Here is a 19,432-nt window from a genome sequence, read left to right as displayed (position 1 = left end):
ATCCTTTAATCCTGGTTATCCTGATTCTGACAATTACCAATTACCGATTATCCCACTGCTGGGCAGCATCTTCCACAGCTTTATCTACAGTTTTTTGTCCTAACATTGCCGCTTGTAAATTTTCGTAAATTGATTTTTGCAAAACTTTAAAATCTTTGAGTTTGGGGGTTAATACCTCAGCCTGTTTTAATTGTGTCGCACTAATTACCCGCCCCTTTTCCGCTGTCGTAGCATTAGCGGGAACTTCCTTAAAGTAAGTATCCGACAAAGCCTTAATTGTCGAAGGTAGGACGTTAGCAGCTTTAGCAAAGGCTAATTGGTTTTCGTCATTCGTAACAAATAAAGCAAATTTAACAGCCTCATCAGGATATTTACTATCACGAGGAATTACGATATTCATGACAGCAACATTTTTCTTACCTGTATCACCCGTAATTTGCGGGGCAATTGCGGAAGCTTGGGCAACCTTGGGGGCATTATTAGCAATGGTTTTCAGAAACTCAGGCCCAGAAGCTAAAAAAGCCGTTTCTCCAGATTGGTATAAATCTATGGCATGACGATGCCCTTGGGTTAAAGATTCTTTTGGTAACAAACCTTTTTTATACAAATCTACCCAATATTGAAAAGCAGCTTTTCCTTTATCCGTATTAAAACCAGCTTTACCTTCAGCATTAACTAGGGTGACACCCATTTGTACCAAGGATTCCAACACCTCACCAGAGTCTTGGGGAACAAAGGTAGCGAAGAAAGCATACTTACCAGTTTTATCTTTAATTTGTTGCGCTGCTTGCCCTAATTCTGCATAAGTGGCAGAAGGTTTCGTAATACCCGCTTGTTTTAGTAAATCGGTGTTATAAATAGTTAGTCGCGTGGTGAGATACCAAGGAATGCCAAAACTCTTACCATTGAGGCTACTTGCTTGCCAAATATTTGGCAAATAGGTGGAACGGACTTGACTGGGAATTTTGGCATCCAAATCTAACCAAGCATTTTTACCCGCAAGTTGGGAAGCAAAGTCGGGATTAAGGTTAACAACATCTGGTGGGGTTTTTGCGGAGACTGCTGTTAAAATCTTATTCTCCATTGCCGACCAAGGCACATCTACCCATTTAACTTTTATACTTGGGTTTTGTGATTCAAAAGTCGTAATTAGACTTTGAAAGTAGTTGGTAAATTGCGGTTGGAGTTGCATTGTCCAAAACTCAATCGTGACAACTCCAGTTTTAGCAGGTTTGGGATTATTGCCAACATTACCTATGCCGCAGCTAACCAGCCAACTAGTAAATAAGCCTAGTAATGCCCAACAAACCAGTTGTTTAAATTTTTGCAATCGAATCATCGTAGTAGGTGATAGTATTTTTAGAATTAATCTGGGTAAGAAAAAGGATAGTGAATTGTGGAGACTATAGGATATATCAATTTTGGTAATGGGTAATAGGTAATGGATAATAGGACAACTGTACGGGCGAAGCATTTGGAGAACTATTTTTGGCAATGACCGATAATTTATCTTCCAAATGCTTCGCCCCTACTAACAACTAACCTTAATATTCTTCTTTGTAATCTAGCGGGTAAAACTATGGTTAAAGCCTTCACTAGTTTCTTTGGTAAATCCAGTAAAGGTATTGGTATTGAACTAGCGCCGGAACGGGTAAACGTAGTCCAACTACGTAAAAACCGTCAAAACTTAAAAATCGAATCTTTGACAACAGTACCAGTACCAGAAGGTATATTTATTGATGGTCAAATTGCTGATTCTGTGGGAATGTCCGAAATTATTCAGCAAGCGATCGCTGAAAGCAAAACTAAAGCTACCCGTGTTGCTACTTGTATCCCAGGACGAGACTCCATTATCCGGTTGATTCCTGTCCCATCTGAATTAGATGACCAGGAGTTGCGGGACATAATACTCAACCATGAAGCATCTTTATATTTACCCTATCCCAGAGAAGAAGCTGATGTTGATTATCAAAAACTTGGGGACTTTATAGACGAAGACGGCATTGAGAAAGTGCAGGTTTTGTTAGTTGCGACTCGTAAAGATGTCACGCAAACCTATTTAAATACCTTTGAACAGGCAGGATTAACAGTTGATATCTTAGAAATTAACAGCTTTGCCCTGATTCGCACTATTCGTGATCAATTGCGGCTATTTGGACCAGAAGAAGCAGCGATATTAGTTGATATTGAGTTTGATAGTACAGAAATAGCCATTATTATCAATGGTGTCCCACAATTTTCTCGAACAGTACCGATTGGCACTTATCAACTCCAAACTGCATTGTCAAGGGCTATGAACTTACCAGCATCACGGGATATGGATATGTTGGAGAGTATGACTATTCCCACAACTTCACCAGATTCAGCCCATAGTGGGGTGACAGGTAGTAATCCGGGGATGGCTTCTATGTTGAGAGTTCTCGGAGAATTAGCTGATGAATTGCGTCGTTCCATTGATTTTTACCTCAATCAACGTGAAAATCTGGAAGTCGTGCAGATTCTTTTAGCCGGGCCTGGGGGAGGATTACGACAAATTGATGAGTTTTTCACTCAAAGATTGAGTTTACCAACTACCCAAATAGATCCAATTACTTCTTTGTCTTTGGAGGTAGATGCTGAAAAATATCCTTTAATTAAACGTCCTGGGTTGGGTATTATCCTGGGTTTAGGAATGCGAGGGTTGCAACAAAATGTATAGTCTAGATATTAACTTCCTTAAAGATCGGCCCGAATATCAAAGTCAAAGTGCAACGAAGGTTCAAAGACCATCTATTCAACTAGGGAATTTAATCCCAGTTTACATAGGAGTAGGAGTAGGTTTAGTATTGCCCGGTTTAGTGTTTATTGGTTTGTCAATCCTGGAAGGGAAAACTACTGAAGTAACCCGGGAAGTGGCAAAACTAGAGGAGGAAGGTAAGAGTTTAGATGGCACAATAGCCAGTCTTAATAAAATTAAGGCGGAAACAGTCGGCATTAATAGCCAAACCAAAGCTTTAGTAACGGTGTTTGATCAAATACGTCCTTGGTCAGCAATGTTACAGGATTTGCGCGATCGCATTCCTAGTAAAGTGCAAATCGAAACTATTAAGCAAATTGCCGCTCCTCTTCCTAGTAAAGAAGTTGTAGCTGCCACCCCCAGTAAAACCAATACTAATACCAATACCGCTGGATTCTTAGAAATTTCTGGTTTTGCTATTTCCTATGCCTTAGTCAACGATTTTGCCTTAAGTTTAGGACAATCTAAATTTTTAAATCCAGAAGAAACCAAAATCATCACAGCAGAATCAGTAGATGCACCACCCGTTACAGGTTTTCTTCCCCCAAAAGGTGGTAAATCTAATCAAAAAATTAAACCTATTCAAGTAGTTAAATACACCATTAAAACAGGTTTAAGTAGTGTGCCAGCTTCTGATTTAATTCAAGAATTAGAGAAAAAAGGTACAGTCGGACTAGTAGATAGACTTCGTAATATCAAAAAAGTAGGAGTCATTGCCCAATGACATTTAGTGATGATTTAAATTTTGCCAATCAAGATACAGATACTCAAGATTCTGGTCCTGTTCTTTTTGGTGTCACCTTAACACCAACTATTATTGGTCGTGTAGTCGGCTTTTTAGGTGTAGCAAGTGCAAGTTATATGCTATTTAACATAGCAATGCCCGCTTGGGATAACTATCAAGAACTACAAACTAAACTTGAGCAACTACAAACAGAAGTTCAACAAAAGAAAACCCAAGCCCAACAAATCGGTAAAATAGAAGCAGATTTGGCTGAAGCTAAACAACAACAACAACAAGTTTTAGCTTTATTTGCAGATGAAAAAAGTTTAGATACCCTATTACTAGATACCAGTCGCTTAATAGATTCTAGCAATGGAAAAGCTTTTGGTAATGCCATTAGAGCCAAGATGAAAAGATTTGTTCCAGCTTCGGAAAAACCTGTTGTGGTAGATGATGGCAGTTTTGGGGTAGAAGTTAACAACAAACTTAAACGCAGTATTGTCAATGTAGAAATTGAGGGGAATTTTGAACAAACCCAATCAATTATGCGAAACATTGAACGATTACAACCTTTATTGTTAGTCAAAAACTATGACTCCAAATTGTCTCCACCAGAAATGTCAGACGATAAAGATAACCCTGTGCAAATTGGTATCGGTAAACTGACAACAACTTTTGCATTAGAGGCTTTAATGCCACTTACTCCTGAAGAAGCGGCAGATTTAGCCGCTGAAGCAGCAGCTAAAGCACCACCAGTACCACCACCAGCTAAAGCACCGAAAAAATAATCAAATTTGAGGCAACAGGCAACAGGCAACAGGCAACAGGCAACAGGCAACAGGCAACAGGCAAAATGAAATATTCTCCCTATTCCCTATTCCCTGTTATACGTTACGATTTAGACTTTTATTTTATGTGAGGAATGAACTGTGAAACAGCTTCATAATAGTGTTTTCGGATCAAGTGCGGCAGCTTTTGTACTCTTAGCAGCCCAACCAGTGTTAGCAAAGATCACACAAATTACTGATGTTAAACTCAGTCCCATTGCAGGGGGAATTAGTGTAGTTTTAAAAACTGCGGCGGGAGATCGTCCCCAAGTATTTACCACTAAAAAGGACAAATCCTTAGTTGCGGATGTAATTAATGCCCAACTCCGTTTACCCAAGGGTAATAACTTCCTGCAAAAAAACCCCGCACCAGGAATTGCATCTATTGAAGTTAAACAATTAGACGCTAATAGCATTCGGGTAACAGTTACAGGTATTGATGATGCACCCAGCAATCAGCCCGTCATGCGAAAGGATAATAATATTACCCTGGGCTTTACCGCTACCACAAATTCAACAGCATCAACCGCCACTAAGCCTACAGAAAAGGTAGCAGTAACACCAGCTACCACATCTGAATATAAACCAGATGAACCAGCTAAACAGCCGGATGTTCTAGTTCCTAACCCCCAAGTTACAATTGACGGGAAAATTACCCAAACCCCAAATCCTGGTCAAGCTTATAAGCAAAGTCCTGTCTTTTTACCTAAGGCTGTCGCCCCACCTGTAGGAGATATTACTCAATCTAATATTGATACATCTCCTGTGGTGATTGATTTAGGTACAAAAGAACGAGTTCGTCGGTTGGTGTTGCGTGATGCACCTGTAAGAGAGGTTTTATCTTTATTAACTCGTGCTGCTGGGCTGAATTTGGCTTATATAGGTGGGGAAGCAGAAAAACCGCAAGATGCTGAAAATGTAACTAAAACATCTCAGAAGATTTCCTTAGATATAGAAAATGAACCTGTACAAGATGTTTTTAATTACGTCCTGCGTTTGAGTGGTTTGGAAGCTAACCGCAGTGGACGGACAATTTTTGTTGGGACTCAATTACCTAATTCTAGTCGTGATCTTGTGATGCGTAATCTCCGACTAAATCAGGTAACGGTGGGTGTGGCGTTAAATTTCTTAGTAGCTTTGGGTGCGGAAAGTGCTGTCAGTCGAGAACGACTAGTTACTAGTGTTAATGCTGTACCTGTGGGTGGTGCTGCTACCACCGCAGTTACTCAAACTCAAACGACGACAGAAACAAAAATTGAGACTCAACGGATTACATATACAGATTCAAAACCTATACTCAGAGGGTTACAAGCTTCAGGAGACGAGCGGACAAATTCTGTTACATTAATTGGTAGTCCTAAGATGGTTGAGATGGCAGTATCTCAATTAAGACAGCTTGATATCCGTCGTCGTCAAGTGGTGGTGAATGTCAAAATCATTGATGTCAACCTGACAGGTACTCAAGATTACAATACCAGTTTTTCTTTTGGGGTTGGTAATACCTTTTTTGTTAATGATGGTGGTGCAGCAGCGTTTAATTTTGGTAATGTTAATCCTCCTACTAAAGATACAGTTACAGGTAATGTTTTAAGTCCAGCTATAATCAAAGCTCCCGTTCCAGGTCAGGCTTCAGTGTTTCTTGATCCGCAACCAAATGCTCCTTTTGGCTCTGTTACATCTCCTAACGGATCACGCCCTGATTTTGGTACAAACGCTAATCCTTTACAACCTGGTATTTCAAGCATTGAAGCCGGTAAAATAACATATGCGCCACCTGGATTATTTCAATATCCTAAACGGCTTCTTACGAGTTTACAAGCTGAAGTTACCAGTGGTAACGCTAAGATTCTAACAGATCCTACCTTAATTGTTCAAGAAGGACAAAATGCAGTAGTTAACTTAACTACAGAGGTATATGCTGGATTAAAAACTTCATCACAAAGTACAGGAACTACATCATCAACCACATCATCCTCTGTCAGCGAACCTATCATCAAGAAAGCAGGTCTATCCCTGAATGTGAAGGTAGAAAGAATTGATGATAACGGTTTTGTATCTTTGTCCGTTGCCCCTACTGTATCTGCTCCGGGTGGTACAGCACAAGCCGGCGGTGGTAATGGTACAATAACTCTTTTATCCGAAAGAAGCCTGGCATCCGGTGTATTGCGTCTGCGGGATGGTCAAACGCTTATTCTTTCCGGTATTATTCAAGACACAGATCGAACAAGTGTTTCTAAATTACCTATTTTGGGTGATATTCCCCTGCTGGGTGCGCTGTTTAGGAAAACAAACAAACAGAACGAACGTAGAGAGGTAATTATTTTACTGACACCGCAAATAATGGATGATTCCCAGGGTTCTGGCTATGGTTATAATTATACACCCAGTCCCACAGCGCGGGAAATGTTGGAACGTCGGGGGGTGAAGCTGCAACCGCGTTAGTTAGTTTTTGGTGATTGTTTGTCAAAATACCCGATTTATGGGAGAAGTAAATAATGTAGAGACGTTCCATGGAACGTCTCTACAACTAGAAAATATACTTTTGAGTTTAAAGTCCAAAAAAGGAAATTTCAATTACTAATTAACTCCACACCATCTCGTCCATCACTATCCTGTAAATAAACTTTAACAATTTCCTCCTTCGCTGTGGGTAACTTTTTACCGACAAAATCTGGATGGATTGGTAACTCTCTATGACCTCTATCTACTAATATAGCTAAACGAATTACCTCTGGTCTACCATATTCATTCACGGCATTTAAAGCAGCCCGAATAGTTCTCCCTTTAAAAATGACATCATCTACAAGTACCACCGTTTTTCCGGTTAAATCAAAGGGAATATCGGTTTTTTCTGGAGTTCTTAACCCGATTTTATCAAGATCATCACGATAAAATGTAATATCCAAAGAGCCTACAGAAACATTAACATCTTCCAGAATTTCTATTTGACGGGCTAATGAATAAGCTAAAGGAACTCCTCTAGTATGAATACCCAGAAGTAACAATTGAGATAAATCTCGCGTTCTTTCCACAATCTGAGAAGCCATACGAGTTAATGTCCGACGCAGTTCTTCTGATGAGAGAATTTCAACTACTTTGGTAGACATAAGATAGGTAATTGGTGATTGGTGATTGGTGATTGGTAATTGGTGATTGGTAATTGGTAATTGGTAATTGGTAGTTTCTCGTTTTCTCGTTCCCATACTCTGTATGGGAATGAATGCTAGAAGGCTCTGCCTTCAATCACACTGGAGGCAGAGCCTCTTTGATAGCATTCCCAGTCAGAGACTGGGAACGAGATAACTAACGAATTAAAAATATTGCTAGTCCTAACCATAGTAAAAACGCATATCGGGTTAATTGTAAAGCTTGATCAATGGAATCTGGGGTAATGGGATAAATAGCATCTCCTAAAAGTGGTTTCTCTTTAGCTACTCCACGATACCAATTTATTCCTCCCACTTGCACACCTAAAACCGCAGCATAAGCGCATTCACTCCAACCAGAATTGGGACTGGGATCTTTAATTGCGTCGCGGCGACAAATTCGCCAAACATTTAAGGGTTTTAAGGATAGTAATGATAAAGTGATCACTGTTAACCGACAGGGCAACCAAGTAAAACCATCTTCCCACCGCGCACTAAACCAACCAAGATAAGTATAAGGTAGTTCTTTATAACCGACCATTGAATCTAAAGTGCTACTAGCTTTATATGCTAAAGCCAAAGGGACAGCACCGATAACAGGGATAAATGCACCAACAATAGTATAAAAAAGAGGAGCCATTACGCCATCAGTGGCATTTTCTGTAACGGTTTCTAACACTGCTCTGAGAATTTCCGCTGGGGAAAGATTGGCTGTGTCTCTCCCGACGTAATTACTTAAAACCTGTCGCGCTGATTGTAATTCTCCATTTTTTAAAGGTTGGAGAACTTCCATAGCTGCATTTCGTAAACTTTTGAAAGCAAAACAACTAGCTAGAAGAATACTTTCTACAGCAATTCCTAACAATGGATGTACCCACTTGGCACTTTGAACTATTATCCAACCTACCAAGCCACTACCAGTAATTACAATCACACCTAGGAAAATTCCCGCAAGCCTCTGAGAAAGAGGATTTTGGCAATATTGCAGAGCTAATTTACTCAAGTGGGAAATTACCCATCCCATGACTCGCACTGGATGAGGCCAACCCCAAGGATCTCCGATTAAGTAATCTAACAATGCAGCCAAAACCAAAACAGTAGATGTCATTTTTTATTGATTGTTGATTATTTATTCTTCTTTCTTGCTTTTTCCTTTCTTCTGACTCGGTGACTAAACCACAAAATTGGCTTCTTCTCCTTGAGATGCTTGCCAACTGCGAGCATCATAATAAAGGTCTGCCAGGGTAATATTGTACAAGGCTTCTTTGAGCTTTTGGTTGAGTCTGTTCCAGAGACTGGATGTCACCCAATCTGCTGTTTGAGCGGGTGTGGGATTATTCAGAGGTAAGTTAGTGATATTTTCACCAACAGCCTCTAAAATTTGGCCAATAGATATTTGTGCCGGTTTTTTTGCTAATTTATATCCACCGACGCTACCACGAATTGAAGTTACTAATCCGGCACGACGCATTTCTATGAGCAGCTTTTCTAGATAGGGAGCAGGAATATCTTGACGTTTAGCGATCGCTCTCACAGATTCAGGTCCATACTTGGGCTGTAAACTCAAATCTAGCAATGCTTTCACGCTGTAATGTCCTCTCGTAGTTAGTTTCATATAGCAGTTATGATTAATTTGATTTCCCCAATCCTTCAGCCTCATCCCTCTTACCTCTTAATCTGCCTATCTTTAATAATTTAAAGAATCAAAACCAGATTCCTTTCTATAGTAGCTATCAGCATCATTGTAATTATATTTCATATAATTTTTTAAGAATATTGATAATAATGCAACAATTTTCTCTATGAGTGTAATATACTTGGCTAGGCTGATCCAAAAACTCAAGAATTCTGTTCCTATTAGTTCAATGTCAGCTAAAATAAAATCCACTTGACAACAAACAACATTCATTTTCGACCTAAGTTGATGCCTAAACAGAAAAAAATTGAACTCCTAGTCGGTGACGAACTGCTCAAAAAAGTTAAAGAGCTAGAAGCCATCAGCAAAGACGAAAAAGCTAAACAGTGTGGCTACTATACTGTTACCAAAAATGGTATAGAGCGCGTCAATATGATGAAATTCTTGAATGCCCTAATTGATGCTGAGGGTATTCAGTTGGATAGTTCACCCAGTGCGAATGGACGTGGTGGACGCAGTGCCAGCTATAGAATTGGTGTGCAGTCAAACGGCAACTTATTAATCGGTGCAGCTTACACGAAACAGATGAATCTTCAACCTGGTGATGAGTTTGTCATCACTTTAGGGAAAAAGCACATTCGACTCCGACAAGTAGATTCGGAATCTATAAAAGATGTGGAAGTAGAAGCTACAGCTTAATGAATATTCATTAGTCAGTTATGGCTTGTCAGTTGTCAGTGGTTTTGTTTTACCCCTGACTGCTGCATAACTAATAACTGACCAATTACCAAAATTTAGAGAACAGGGAATAGGGAACAGGAAACAGGCAATAAGAAGATATTTGCCACTGACAACTGACAACTGACAACTGACAACTGACAACTGACAACTGACAACTGACAACTGACAACTGACAACTAACAACTGACAACTGACAACTGACAAATCACCAATTCCCAATTTCCTCTATATATTCAGTGGTTGTAATCACTGGTAGATATTGATGTAGTACCTTAGTGATTGCCGTTAAATTACAAGTTAATTCAATTTGTTCTCTTTCTAATAAACCCAGAATACAATCAGGATTGTCTTTAGCTACCACTGGTAATTGATGTAACCCACGTAATGCCATGCGGTCTAAGGCTTCAGATAAAGGTTCATCTTCCCAAGCATAGAGAATATCCGTAGTACAAATATCTATAAGTTTTTGACTAGATAAATATTCCTGAATTTCAGTAGATGAATTAGGAAGATTTTGCCATAGAGCCAGAGTCCGTTTAATATCTTCTAAGGACAGAATTCCCACCAACTTGCCAGCATCATCATCAATTATCAACGCACTGCGAATTCGTTCCCGTGTCATTACTACCGCAGCTTCTAATACTCCCAGAGTGGCTGATAATTTTTTGGGGTAAGCGTGCATAGCATCTGCGACTAACATTTGCTGCCAAAGTTCTACTTTTTCATCTTTCAATTCTGGCAAACCAATCTGTTGCAGATTAGCATTAGCATCTAAAGTTGGTTTAATTCGTTCTACTAACCAAACACTTAAACCCACCGCTGCCATTAAAGGTAAAACAATCCGATAATCGCGGGTTAATTCAAATAACATTAAAATTGCTGTCAATGGCGCTCTGACACTACCTGCCAAAACCGCTGCCATACCTACCATTGCATAAGCTGGAGGAGCAGCCATATAGTCTCCAATTCCTGGTGCTACCAAAGCCAAAAATTTAGCATAAGCAGACCCAAAGGACGCACCTAAAAACATCGCTGGTGCAAATAATCCACCGACAAAACCACTCCCTGAACTTACCGCTGTCATCAGCAATTTTAACACCAGTAATATTAGTAATAGGTTCAGCGAAAAATCCTCATCCTGGAGCATAGCTTCTACGGTTTCATAGCCAATCCCCAAAATTTGCGGGTAGCGCCAACCGACTATACCAATGATTACACCACCGAGAATAGGCTGAATTGATTGAGGAATTTTACCTAGTAATTTCAACCCTGGTAAATTACCAGCAAAGGCGGATTTGGCTAACCGAATTGATTCAGTATAGGTGAGAGAAATTAAACTTGCACCTAAACCTAAACCCAGATAAAGAGGTAATTCTAGGTAACTGCGAACTTGATAAGCAGGTAAAGCAAAAGCCGGTTGTGAACCTAAACCAATTTGAGCAATTAAGGCGGCGACAACAGCGGCAAGTAACACCACACTTACCGCAGAAGTAGCAAAATATGTAGTTCCCATGACTACTTCTAAGGCAAAAAATACGCCAGCAATGGGGGCATTAAAACCAGCAGCTAAACCAGCCGCCGCCCCAGCACCTAAGAGTAACCGCTGACGTTCTTGAGAAACTTGTAATATATCAGACAATAAAACTCCGAAATTAGTCCCAATTTCTACACTTGGACCTTCGGGACCCAAGGATGCACCACTGCCGATAGAAACAGCCGCAGCGATCATTTTTGTGACCGGTCGGAGGGGTTTCTTGGCTTCTTTGCCTTGAGAAACAGCTATGAGAGAAGAAAGTCCTGGACCAAAATCCTGAGTGCGCCAACGCATGAGGCCGACAATGATACCACCCAAAGTGGGAACAGCAGCTAAAGTCCAAGCACCCCAGATCCCAATTTGTCCCATGAGATTTTCCAGCATGAAGTTGTTAATTAGCTGGATTAAATAGTGAAAGGTGACTATCCCCATACCTGTACTACCGCCAATTAGCACGGCTAAAAAAAGCACTACTGTTTCTGAGGAGGGCTGAAAACGATTAATTAACTGAGTGAACCGCATGGAAGGTGGGGAAAAAGTACCGGATTCCGTGACCTTCGTCTGCGAAGTCGGAGGCAAGAGAGTCATTGATAACCGAGGTAAATGTCAGAAAAAACGATTTTTTATCTGTTATTTCTTATTGTGGTTTATTATGGGAAAAACTGCCTGCTCAATAATTAATTAGCAAAAATCACAAAATATTTAGAAAAAAATAATTCCGTCCTGCGGTGCTAGCAACTTGAGTTAGTATATAAGGGAGTATGTCCTTAGGTCAATTTCATTCTTAAAGTCTACATAGTAGGGAGCAGGGAATAGGCAACAGAGTTGAAAGTCTTTTGGTGTTTCAGTTTTAGGTAAATTTTGGATCTCATGCAATTGCATATCGCTATCATAGTATTTTGCCAATAACTATCAGTGACTATGGCATAACCACTAGATTTTCAGTAAAATTCAATACAGATATTGTTATAAATAGAATCAAGGGAATAGGCGGACGAGGTAGATGAGTACAAATACTTTTCATGATCATTATGTTACTTGCCCAATTTGCCAAAGAAATAACAGAACCACGCCAATAAAATCCTATATTGGTTTGTTTTCCTGTCCTTATTGCCAAGAAAAGTTAGTTGTTTGTCAAAGCGGACATTATGTCCGTGACCCATTTATTTGGAAACAAATGATGATCTCTTCAGCTTTACGTCGTCAAAGCCGACCTTTGGCGCGGATAATCAGAGATTTTATCTTCATTAAGCGTCCTTTTTTGTCTTTGGTTGTGGGAAGTGCGATTTTTTTCGGGATTGTGACTATGACTCAAGATAATATGAGTCATGATGGCCAAGAAATTCCCCAAATTGAAAGAATGAACAAGGGTGAAAAATAGATTTCTTGTGGAACTTTAAAAAATACTTTCGCCAAATTGAAAAAAGCCTGAATTCCCAGGTTGGGTTGTATTACAGGAAAGACAACATCAGCGTTGGATTTTGCTTCGCTCAACCCAACCTCCGAAACAATAAAAATGGCGAAGGTATTGTTAAAATGAGTTATTTTCTTTGGTAATTAATTGCCAATCTTCTACTTGATCTATGACTTTGATAGAGTTGAATTGGAGGTTTTCTAAGGTAGATATATTGAGGAGAAAATAAGGTTGGCTATCATACTGCCAGTAATATTGTAACTCACCAATAGAAGCAGGAATAATAGTGCGATCGCTATAAAAATCCAAAGAAGCACGATGGTAGGGAAAAGATGTATAGATTTCCTTAATTGCTGGATTTATTTTAGTGATCATTGCTGCTACTGGTTTAACAGGATAAGCTGTATTTAATTCCCAAACCCAGTAATGAGATTTCATTAATAACAATAGAGAAATATAACTTCCCCAAATTAAAATTTTCAGAAATTGTCTATCACCTCGCTCGGCTAAAATTGCCGCTAAAGTCATGGTTAAAGCCACTGCTGCAAAAATTATCTGTAATTCTACTTTGTCTAAAGTTCTCCAACTAAAATAAATACTGCCCGCAGAAGCCACCACAGCCAATATTGCTAAACTCGTTACCCAAGCGCGGGGATAGCCAGAAACTACAGGCACATTTTCTATTTCTGCTAATTGAAACCCCAAAGCTAAAGCTAAACTTGGATAAATAGGAACTATATACCAGGGAAGTTTAAAGCTAATGAGGGAAATAATTAATAGATAAACACCACACCAAACAATAATCAATTTTGCCCAACTTAAATTATTATTCTCCCAGGTAATGCGGATAGTTTGGGGGAGAAATATCAACCAAGGCCATGTCCACTTGGCGATTTCTAAAAGATAATACCAAGGTGCTTGAAAACTGCCATTAGTAATAGTTTGGATATGGTTTAAAGATGTATTCACATCAATATTGAAGGGATAGCCATAGTGCCATACTTGAAATCCGTACCAACAGCATACAGGTAGACAACCGATGAAAATACCTGTCCAGAAATAATAACTTGTGAGTAGTCTAGGTGTATCCCAATAAAGAAAGACTAAAACAACTGCACCTAAATAAACACCCATCACGCCTTGGGTTAGACAAATTAACCCGAAACTAATGCCTACACCTAAGCAGTAACGCAAATCCCGGCGCGATCGCAAGACAAACCACATCATCAAAATCAAAAAACTGGCAACTGCCCCATCTAACACGGCTAACCTGCCATAACGCACCACTGGCAGCATTGTTAGATAAATTAAGGAACTATAAATAGCTGCCCAACGGTGTCGAAATATCTCTCTCCCCATGCAATACAACAAAGGTACAGAAGTTGCCATCAAAATTGCACTAGGTAGACGAGTTGTCCATTCATTAACACCACCCAGAGCATAAGCCCCAGCAATTAACCAGTGCATCAGCGGTGGTGTGTTGTGATATGGTTCACCGCCCAAAGTGGGGTAAAGCCAGCGCATTGAATCTGCTGGAGCTTGCCAAATTTCCCGCGCTACCCTGGCTACAGTTGCCTCATCCCCATCTTGTAAGGGCAAACCGCCAAGATTGATGCTAAATAAGATCACCGCTGCCAATAACAAGAGGATTAACCATAGCCAATCAATCTTTTTTTCAACCACACGGTGCTGTTTTTCTAGATGAGTCCAAATAAAGCTTCCTTCTTGCATATTCTATGCGAATCTTATAATTGTTAGGTTTAATCACATGGAGATCAAAGCGAATCTCCTATGTTGCCATCCGGGAACAATCTATTTTTAAAAGCAATGGCTAGATCCCAAATTAGCTCAGTTTCTCAGGAACAGAGATAATTTTTTGGCGAAGATTTTCTGATTAATTTTTTTCAGGAAGTTTACAGGCATCTTTCCGATTAAATGATATAAATACTACCATTAGCATTTGCTCAATTACCCTGAAGGAAAATGTCAATGAACCTACCTTTTATTTTAGATGTGGCACTGGGTTTAATTTTTATTTACTTAATTTTAAGTTTACTGGCTTCAGAAATTCAAGAACTATTGACAACTGTACTGCAATGGCGGGCTGAACACTTGAGAAGATCAATTGAAATTCTTTTAGCTGGTGATGCTCAAAACTCAGAAAAACCGGAAGTAATTCAACTAGTTAATAAAATTTATGGCAATCCTTTAATTCAAAGTATTAATCAAGAGGCTAAAGGTTTATTAGCAACTTTACCTCGGCAAGCAACTTGGGCAATTGGCTCATTCTTTAGTCTATTCAGAAAGTCTACTTCTAGATTTAGAAAAGAAACTGTTTTTGGTGATCAAAAACGCAGTGCGCCTTCCTATATTGGTGGTGAAAATTTTGCTAATACTTTTATGGATACATTGCAACTACCAATTTTGGTCAGAAAATTGACTGAAATCAGACTAGATCAATTCAAAAATGAACGTTTAGATGATGTCAGACAAATTTTAATTCAGTTGCAAATTTACATTAATAATCAAGAATTATCTAGTGAATTTGCTACTGATATAGCCACAGATTATAAACAGTTAGAATTAGAGTATAACCGCATTACTGATGAGTTCAATAAAGATAAATATGATATCTACATGGCGATAAATAGGATGAGAGATAGCCTAGATAAATATATAGGAAGTTTTGCAGCAAGTATAGCCAATCATGAAGATATTTTAGATAAACCTTTGCGGGAACTAAAATTCGTCAGACAAGATATTTTTGAAGATGCAGAAAAAGCCATAGTGCTAGGAGGATTAAAACCTAATATCAATGAAATTGTCAAATCTATTAAAAAAGGTAGTGATATTCATGGTGAAGTTATAGCAGCTATTCAAGATAAAGATAGTGAAACCTATAAAAAAGTTCAAGAACTAATTGATATTCTGCCAGATTCTGTTGTTGATAGTATTGAAACTATGGCAAAACGCGCCCAAATGAGAGCTAAAAGCACGGAAGAAGGGATTATTCTTTTACGGAAAGAAATTGAAAATAGTTTTGATAGTTCTATGGAAAGAGCCGGTGGTGTTTACAAACGTAATGCTAAGGGAGTAGCAATTATCATTGGCATAACTTTAGCTATTACAGCCAATGCCGATACTTTTCATATCATTAATCGCTTATCTAAGGATTCTTTATTACGAGAAATAATTATTAACAAGGCTGTACAAGTAGTACCACAAGGATCTAATGCTTCAGATATGAGTAAAGTAGATCCTAACGAGATTTTAAAAGAAGTTGAATTACCAATTGGTTGGACAAGTGCTAACGTACAACAGCAAATTAACGGCACAAAATATAGAATTAATGGGTTACCTATTTTCAGTGTTTTGAGTATGATTGCTGGTTGGCTTGTGAGTGGTATTGCTATTGCTATGGGTGCGCCTTTTTGGTTTGATTTACTGGGTAAAGTCATGAATGTGCGGAATGCAGGTAAAAAAGGCAAACAAGCTCCTAGAAATCAAGATGAATAATTCAGATCCCCGACTTCTTAGAGAAATCGGGGATCTGGTGTTATCGTTTCGTTTTCCCAAATCTTCATAAATTTTATCTACTTCCCAACCCCAGTCATTTTGGTTGGGAACAGTATCTAGTAATGGATCAGTATAAATATAAACAATTATTTTCATGGGGAGAAATAAGGGAGAATTGGATCTTTTCCTCAATTATTAATTGCAAAAGCTTGATTAATCTCCCAATTATGAAATACTGATGACATTTTTTCAGGTGTTTTATAGACTGTGAGTCTGCAAACTGATATTGAAAAATATAAGAACAAAAGATAGCTCTGTAATTTATGATAATATGAATTCCCTTCCGGTTGACATAGTTGAATCACTGGATATTCAAACTCCCAATCTTGACTCTTTACTAACTAAACAGTTTCCTCAGCAATTTGCTAAAAAAGATATTCGTACCAGTTTACAAGCTTCTACCATAGATGCCGTTTTTGCATCTATTTTTGGTCTGAGTACCGGGGGAATTTTAGTCAGTAATTTGTTAGTCGAGTTGGGTGCTACTCCAGTGATCTTTGGAATGCTATCCTCAATTCCCATGCTGGTAAATTTTATTCAACCTGTGGGTGCTTACATTTCTGAACAAACTACCAGTAGATTTCAATATTCTCTATTAACCTTTGGAACTTCTCGGTTATTGTGGTTAATTCTGGTAATTGGCATTTTTGCTAACAATTCCAGTTTACTAGATTCTCAACAATTGGTAGTATTAACACTGTCAATTGTTCTTTTTAGTCATCTTCTCGGAGGATTAGGAAGTGCATCTTGGCTAAGTTGGTTAGCAATTATTGTTCCCCGCAGGTTACGAGGGAGATATTTTGGTATTCGGAATAGTGCTTGTAATCTGACGAATTTAATATGTGTACCTTTAGCGGGATTAGTAATATCAAATTGGCATGGTGGAACTATCCAAGGTTATGGATTAGTTCTATCTTTAGGAACTATTTGTGGAATTATTAGTTTGTGTTGTCAATATTTTCAAGCAGACGTAAATCCGCAATTACAAAATCAGCATAGTTTGAATTTTTGTGAAAATCCTCCTCAAGATATTTGCAAAGAAGAAATTAATTGGACTACTATTATCGGGCAGAACTCTAAATTTTTACTATTTCTGCTTTATTTCAGTATCTGGATGTTGGCTGTGCATTTGAGCGCACCTTTTTTCAACTTCTATTTATTAGATACTTTAGATTTAGATGTGACTTTAGTAACTATTTATAGCAGTCTTCAGACCGGGGCAAATCTGTTAGTGTTGATTATATGGGGGAAATTAGCCGATAGAATCGGTAATCGTCCTATTCTTATCTGTGTGGGTATTTTAGTCGCAATTACGCCATTATTATGGTTAGGAATTGGTCATCATCAACTTGATTTTTGGTTATGGTTGCCGCTTTTACATATTTTCACTGGCATCACTTGGGCAGGAGTTGATTTATGTAGCACTAATATGTATTTAGGAATTGCCCCCGTGAGAAATAAATCTATCTATTTTGCCATTGTTGCGGCTGTCGGGGGCGTGAGTGGAGCTTTAGGGACAACTATCGGCGGTTTTATTGCCCAAAATCAGGAATTTGGCGGTTTATTAGGCTTATTTGCGCTATCTAGCGTATGCAGACTACTAGGGCTAATTCCCCTAATTTTTGTCCAAGAACCGGGTAAGTAGAAGGAGTCAGTTGTCCGTTGTTAGTTGTCAGTTGTTAGTAGGGGCGAAGCATTTGGAAGATAAATTATCGGTCATTGCCAAAAATAGTTAGTTGTTAGTAGGGGCGAAGCATTTGGAAGATAAATTATCAGTCATTGCCAAAAATAGTTCTCCAAATGCTTCGCCCGTACAGTTGTTAGTTGTTAGTTGTCAGTTGTCCGTTGTCAGTTGTTGAAGGAAGAAGGAAGAAGGAAATTTCTTCCCTCATTTCCGTTTTTTATTCAACAGTAGCGGAACTTAATTTCATTGTTTCCCACAAAACCATACTTGGTGTCGTTGTGGGGAGAGGTTGATGTAGCGCAATTAATTGTGTCAAAGTAGTTTTTAATTGGGTACGGGAGACGATATCATCAACAAATCCGTGTTTAAGTAAGTCCTCAGCGGTTTGAAAATCTTCAGGAAGTTTTTCTCTGAGAGTTTGTTCAATTACCCGTCTTCCCGCAAAACCAATAGTTGCTTTGGGTTCAGCGATGATAATATCACCCAACATGGCGAAACTAGCGGTAACACCTCCGGTAGTTGGGTTGGTTAAAACAGGAATATATAATAGTTTAGAATCTCGGTGACGTTGGAGGGCGGCGGAAATTTTCGCCATTTGCATTAAAGACAGCATTCCTTCCTGCATTCTCGCACCACCTGATGTGCAAATAATGACGACAGGATAACGCCGTTGGGTGGCTTGTTCAATCATGCGGGTGAGTTTTTCCCCGACAACAGAACCCATGCTTCCACCCATAAACCGGAAATCCATGACTCCTAAAGCTATGGGTAAGCTGTTAATTTGTCCTAACCCAGTTTTGACAGCATCTACAAGTCCTAGTTTTTCTTGTGTTTCTCGTAAGCGATCGCTATATAGTTTACGATCACGGAATTGTAAGGGATCAGTGGGGCGTAAATGCTCATCCAATGGATTCCAGGTATTAGCATCAATTAATTGGCGAATTCGTTCATCACTATCAACGCGATTATGATGACCACAATCAACGCAAACCATTTGATTAGCTTTTAAATCTTTTGTATAGCTAAGAACACCACATTTAGGGCATTTATGCCATAAACCATCAGCAATTTCCCGTTCTTGGCGTTCTGAATTGGGACTTCCTGATTTACGCCGATTTGCGAACCAATCAAATAGAGACTTTAAACCGCGTGATTCTTCGTTGTTTGCCATTTTTATCTTATGTAATTAGGTGTGAGGACAAAATCAGAACTATGATTTAGATGATTAAATGTCTTAACTATGATTTGTGTGACTGTTTTGATTTGGATGATTAGTTAATCATAAAAATCACAAAAATCATAAAAATCATAAAAATCATAGTTTAGACATATTTAAATCTCAATGGGGTAATCACAGCTACAGTCAGGTGCGAT

18 protein-coding genes are annotated in these 19,432 nt (G+C 38.9%); 9 read left to right on the top strand and 9 right to left on the bottom strand.

What is annotated here, in order from left to right:
• Positions 1-40 precede the first annotated feature (40 nt).
• Both AN490_RS11690 and AN490_RS11685 read right to left on the bottom strand, forming a co-directional pair.
• The gene (locus AN490_RS11690) at positions 41-1,339 is read right to left on the bottom strand and encodes a sugar ABC transporter substrate-binding protein (RefSeq protein WP_300003373.1); all 1,299 of its coding nucleotides are present in this window, start codon (positions 1,337-1,339) and stop codon (positions 41-43) included.
• Positions 1,340-1,415: 76 nt separating this feature from the next.
• Positions 1,416-1,538, bottom strand: coding sequence for a hypothetical protein (locus AN490_RS11685; protein WP_300003371.1), 123 nt, complete (start codon positions 1,536-1,538; stop codon positions 1,416-1,418).
• A gap of 41 nt (positions 1,539-1,579) precedes the next feature.
• On the opposite strand from AN490_RS11685, the gene AN490_RS11680 reads away from it, so the two are divergent.
• The 4 genes from AN490_RS11680 (at position 1,580) to AN490_RS11665 (ending at position 6,769) form a co-directional block, all read left to right on the top strand.
• Positions 1,580-2,698: a type IV pilus assembly protein PilM gene (locus tag AN490_RS11680; RefSeq protein ID WP_300003369.1), complete on the top strand. Its 1,119-nt coding sequence runs from the start codon at positions 1,580-1,582 to the stop codon at positions 2,696-2,698.
• On the top strand, positions 2,691-3,500 hold the full coding sequence (locus tag AN490_RS11675; RefSeq protein WP_300003367.1) for a PilN domain-containing protein: 810 nt from the start codon (positions 2,691-2,693) through the stop codon (positions 3,498-3,500). Before AN490_RS11680 ends, AN490_RS11675 begins: the two co-directional genes overlap by 8 nt.
• On the top strand, positions 3,497-4,288 hold the full coding sequence (locus tag AN490_RS11670; protein WP_300003365.1) for a pilus assembly protein PilO: 792 nt from the start codon (positions 3,497-3,499) through the stop codon (positions 4,286-4,288). Before AN490_RS11675 ends, AN490_RS11670 begins: the two co-directional genes overlap by 4 nt.
• 141 nt (positions 4,289-4,429) lie before the next feature.
• Positions 4,430-6,769, top strand: coding sequence for a type IV pilus secretin family protein (locus AN490_RS11665; RefSeq protein ID WP_300003363.1), 2,340 nt, complete (start codon positions 4,430-4,432; stop codon positions 6,767-6,769).
• Positions 6,770-6,897: 128 nt separating this feature from the next.
• On the opposite strand, the gene pyrR is transcribed toward AN490_RS11665, so the two are convergent.
• From pyrR to AN490_RS11650, 3 genes are all read right to left on the bottom strand, one after another.
• Positions 6,898-7,434: a bifunctional pyr operon transcriptional regulator/uracil phosphoribosyltransferase PyrR gene (pyrR, locus tag AN490_RS11660; protein WP_148761674.1), complete on the bottom strand. Its 537-nt coding sequence runs from the start codon at positions 7,432-7,434 to the stop codon at positions 6,898-6,900.
• A gap of 196 nt (positions 7,435-7,630) precedes the next feature.
• Positions 7,631-8,581, bottom strand: coding sequence for an adenosylcobinamide-phosphate synthase CbiB (gene cbiB / locus AN490_RS11655; RefSeq protein WP_300003361.1), 951 nt, complete (start codon positions 8,579-8,581; stop codon positions 7,631-7,633).
• Between the two features lie 63 nt (positions 8,582-8,644).
• A complete protein-coding gene (locus AN490_RS11650; protein ID WP_015079517.1) occupies positions 8,645-9,088 on the bottom strand; it encodes an Rrf2 family transcriptional regulator in 444 nt (147 codons plus the stop codon).
• Positions 9,089-9,397: 309 nt separating this feature from the next.
• Between AN490_RS11650 and AN490_RS11645 the strand changes: the two genes are divergently transcribed.
• Complete coding sequence (locus AN490_RS11645) at positions 9,398-9,808, top strand: AbrB family transcriptional regulator (protein ID WP_300003359.1); 411 nt, start codon at positions 9,398-9,400, stop codon at positions 9,806-9,808.
• 18 nt (positions 9,809-9,826) lie between these two features.
• Here AN490_RS11645 and AN490_RS11640 read toward each other — a convergent pair whose 3' ends face one another.
• Both AN490_RS11640 and AN490_RS11635 read right to left on the bottom strand, forming a co-directional pair.
• The gene (locus tag AN490_RS11640) at positions 9,827-10,054 is read right to left on the bottom strand and encodes a hypothetical protein (protein WP_300003357.1); all 228 of its coding nucleotides are present in this window, start codon (positions 10,052-10,054) and stop codon (positions 9,827-9,829) included.
• A 1-nt stretch (position 10,055) separates the two neighbouring features.
• Positions 10,056-11,972, bottom strand: coding sequence for a chloride channel protein (locus AN490_RS11635; protein WP_300003355.1), 1,917 nt, complete (start codon positions 11,970-11,972; stop codon positions 10,056-10,058).
• A 415-nt stretch (positions 11,973-12,387) separates the two neighbouring features.
• On the opposite strand from AN490_RS11635, the gene AN490_RS11630 reads away from it, so the two are divergent.
• Positions 12,388-12,765, top strand: a complete 378-nt coding sequence (locus AN490_RS11630; protein ID WP_015079522.1) for a hypothetical protein — start codon at positions 12,388-12,390, stop codon at positions 12,763-12,765.
• 150 nt (positions 12,766-12,915) lie between these two features.
• Here AN490_RS11630 and AN490_RS11625 read toward each other — a convergent pair whose 3' ends face one another.
• A complete protein-coding gene (locus AN490_RS11625; RefSeq protein WP_300003353.1) occupies positions 12,916-14,529 on the bottom strand; it encodes a glycosyltransferase family 39 protein in 1,614 nt (537 codons plus the stop codon).
• A gap of 258 nt (positions 14,530-14,787) precedes the next feature.
• On the opposite strand from AN490_RS11625, the gene AN490_RS11620 reads away from it, so the two are divergent.
• From AN490_RS11620 to AN490_RS11610, 3 genes are all read left to right on the top strand, one after another.
• Positions 14,788-16,314, top strand: a complete 1,527-nt coding sequence (locus AN490_RS11620; protein ID WP_300003351.1) for a hypothetical protein — start codon at positions 14,788-14,790, stop codon at positions 16,312-16,314.
• Between the two features lie 331 nt (positions 16,315-16,645).
• Positions 16,646-18,019, top strand: a complete 1,374-nt coding sequence (locus AN490_RS11615) for an MFS transporter (protein ID WP_300003349.1) — start codon at positions 16,646-16,648, stop codon at positions 18,017-18,019.
• A 91-nt stretch (positions 18,020-18,110) separates the two neighbouring features.
• Positions 18,111-18,233: a hypothetical protein gene (locus AN490_RS11610; protein WP_300003347.1), complete on the top strand. Its 123-nt coding sequence runs from the start codon at positions 18,111-18,113 to the stop codon at positions 18,231-18,233.
• Positions 18,234-18,275: 42 nt separating this feature from the next.
• On the opposite strand, the gene accD is transcribed toward AN490_RS11610, so the two are convergent.
• On the bottom strand, positions 18,276-19,229 hold the full coding sequence (gene accD, locus AN490_RS11605; RefSeq protein ID WP_168653108.1) for an acetyl-CoA carboxylase, carboxyltransferase subunit beta: 954 nt from the start codon (positions 19,227-19,229) through the stop codon (positions 18,276-18,278).
• Positions 19,230-19,432: the final 203 nt, after the last annotated feature.

The organism is Anabaena sp. AL09, assembly GCF_001672255.1.
In the GTDB taxonomy this organism is placed as follows: domain Bacteria; phylum Cyanobacteriota; class Cyanobacteriia; order Cyanobacteriales; family Nostocaceae; genus Dolichospermum; species Dolichospermum lemmermannii.
This window is presented reverse-complemented; position numbering and strand designations above follow the sequence as displayed.

Excerpts from the sequence above, each read along its gene's own strand:
- AN490_RS11690 (WP_300003373.1), bottom strand. The coding sequence starts at position 1,339 with ATGATTCGATTGCAAAAATTTAAACAACTGGTTTGTTGGGCATTACTA.
- AN490_RS11680 (WP_300003369.1), top strand. The coding sequence starts at position 1,580 with ATGGTTAAAGCCTTCACTAGTTTCTTTGGTAAATCCAGTAAAGGTATT.
- AN490_RS11675 (WP_300003367.1), top strand. The coding sequence starts at position 2,691 with ATGTATAGTCTAGATATTAACTTCCTTAAAGATCGGCCCGAATATCAA.
- AN490_RS11670 (WP_300003365.1), top strand. The coding sequence starts at position 3,497 with ATGACATTTAGTGATGATTTAAATTTTGCCAATCAAGATACAGATACT.
- pyrR (WP_148761674.1), bottom strand. The coding sequence starts at position 7,434 with ATGTCTACCAAAGTAGTTGAAATTCTCTCATCAGAAGAACTGCGTCGG.
- cbiB (WP_300003361.1), bottom strand. The coding sequence starts at position 8,581 with ATGACATCTACTGTTTTGGTTTTGGCTGCATTGTTAGATTACTTAATC.
- AN490_RS11650 (WP_015079517.1), bottom strand. The coding sequence starts at position 9,088 with ATGAAACTAACTACGAGAGGACATTACAGCGTGAAAGCATTGCTAGAT.
- AN490_RS11645 (WP_300003359.1), top strand. The coding sequence starts at position 9,398 with ATGCCTAAACAGAAAAAAATTGAACTCCTAGTCGGTGACGAACTGCTC.
- AN490_RS11635 (WP_300003355.1), bottom strand. The coding sequence starts at position 11,972 with ATGACTCTCTTGCCTCCGACTTCGCAGACGAAGGTCACGGAATCCGGT.
- AN490_RS11630 (WP_015079522.1), top strand. The coding sequence starts at position 12,388 with ATGAGTACAAATACTTTTCATGATCATTATGTTACTTGCCCAATTTGC.
- AN490_RS11625 (WP_300003353.1), bottom strand. The coding sequence starts at position 14,529 with ATGCAAGAAGGAAGCTTTATTTGGACTCATCTAGAAAAACAGCACCGT.
- AN490_RS11620 (WP_300003351.1), top strand. The coding sequence starts at position 14,788 with ATGAACCTACCTTTTATTTTAGATGTGGCACTGGGTTTAATTTTTATT.
- AN490_RS11615 (WP_300003349.1), top strand. The coding sequence starts at position 16,646 with ATGAATTCCCTTCCGGTTGACATAGTTGAATCACTGGATATTCAAACT.
- accD (WP_168653108.1), bottom strand. The coding sequence starts at position 19,229 with ATGGCAAACAACGAAGAATCACGCGGTTTAAAGTCTCTATTTGATTGG.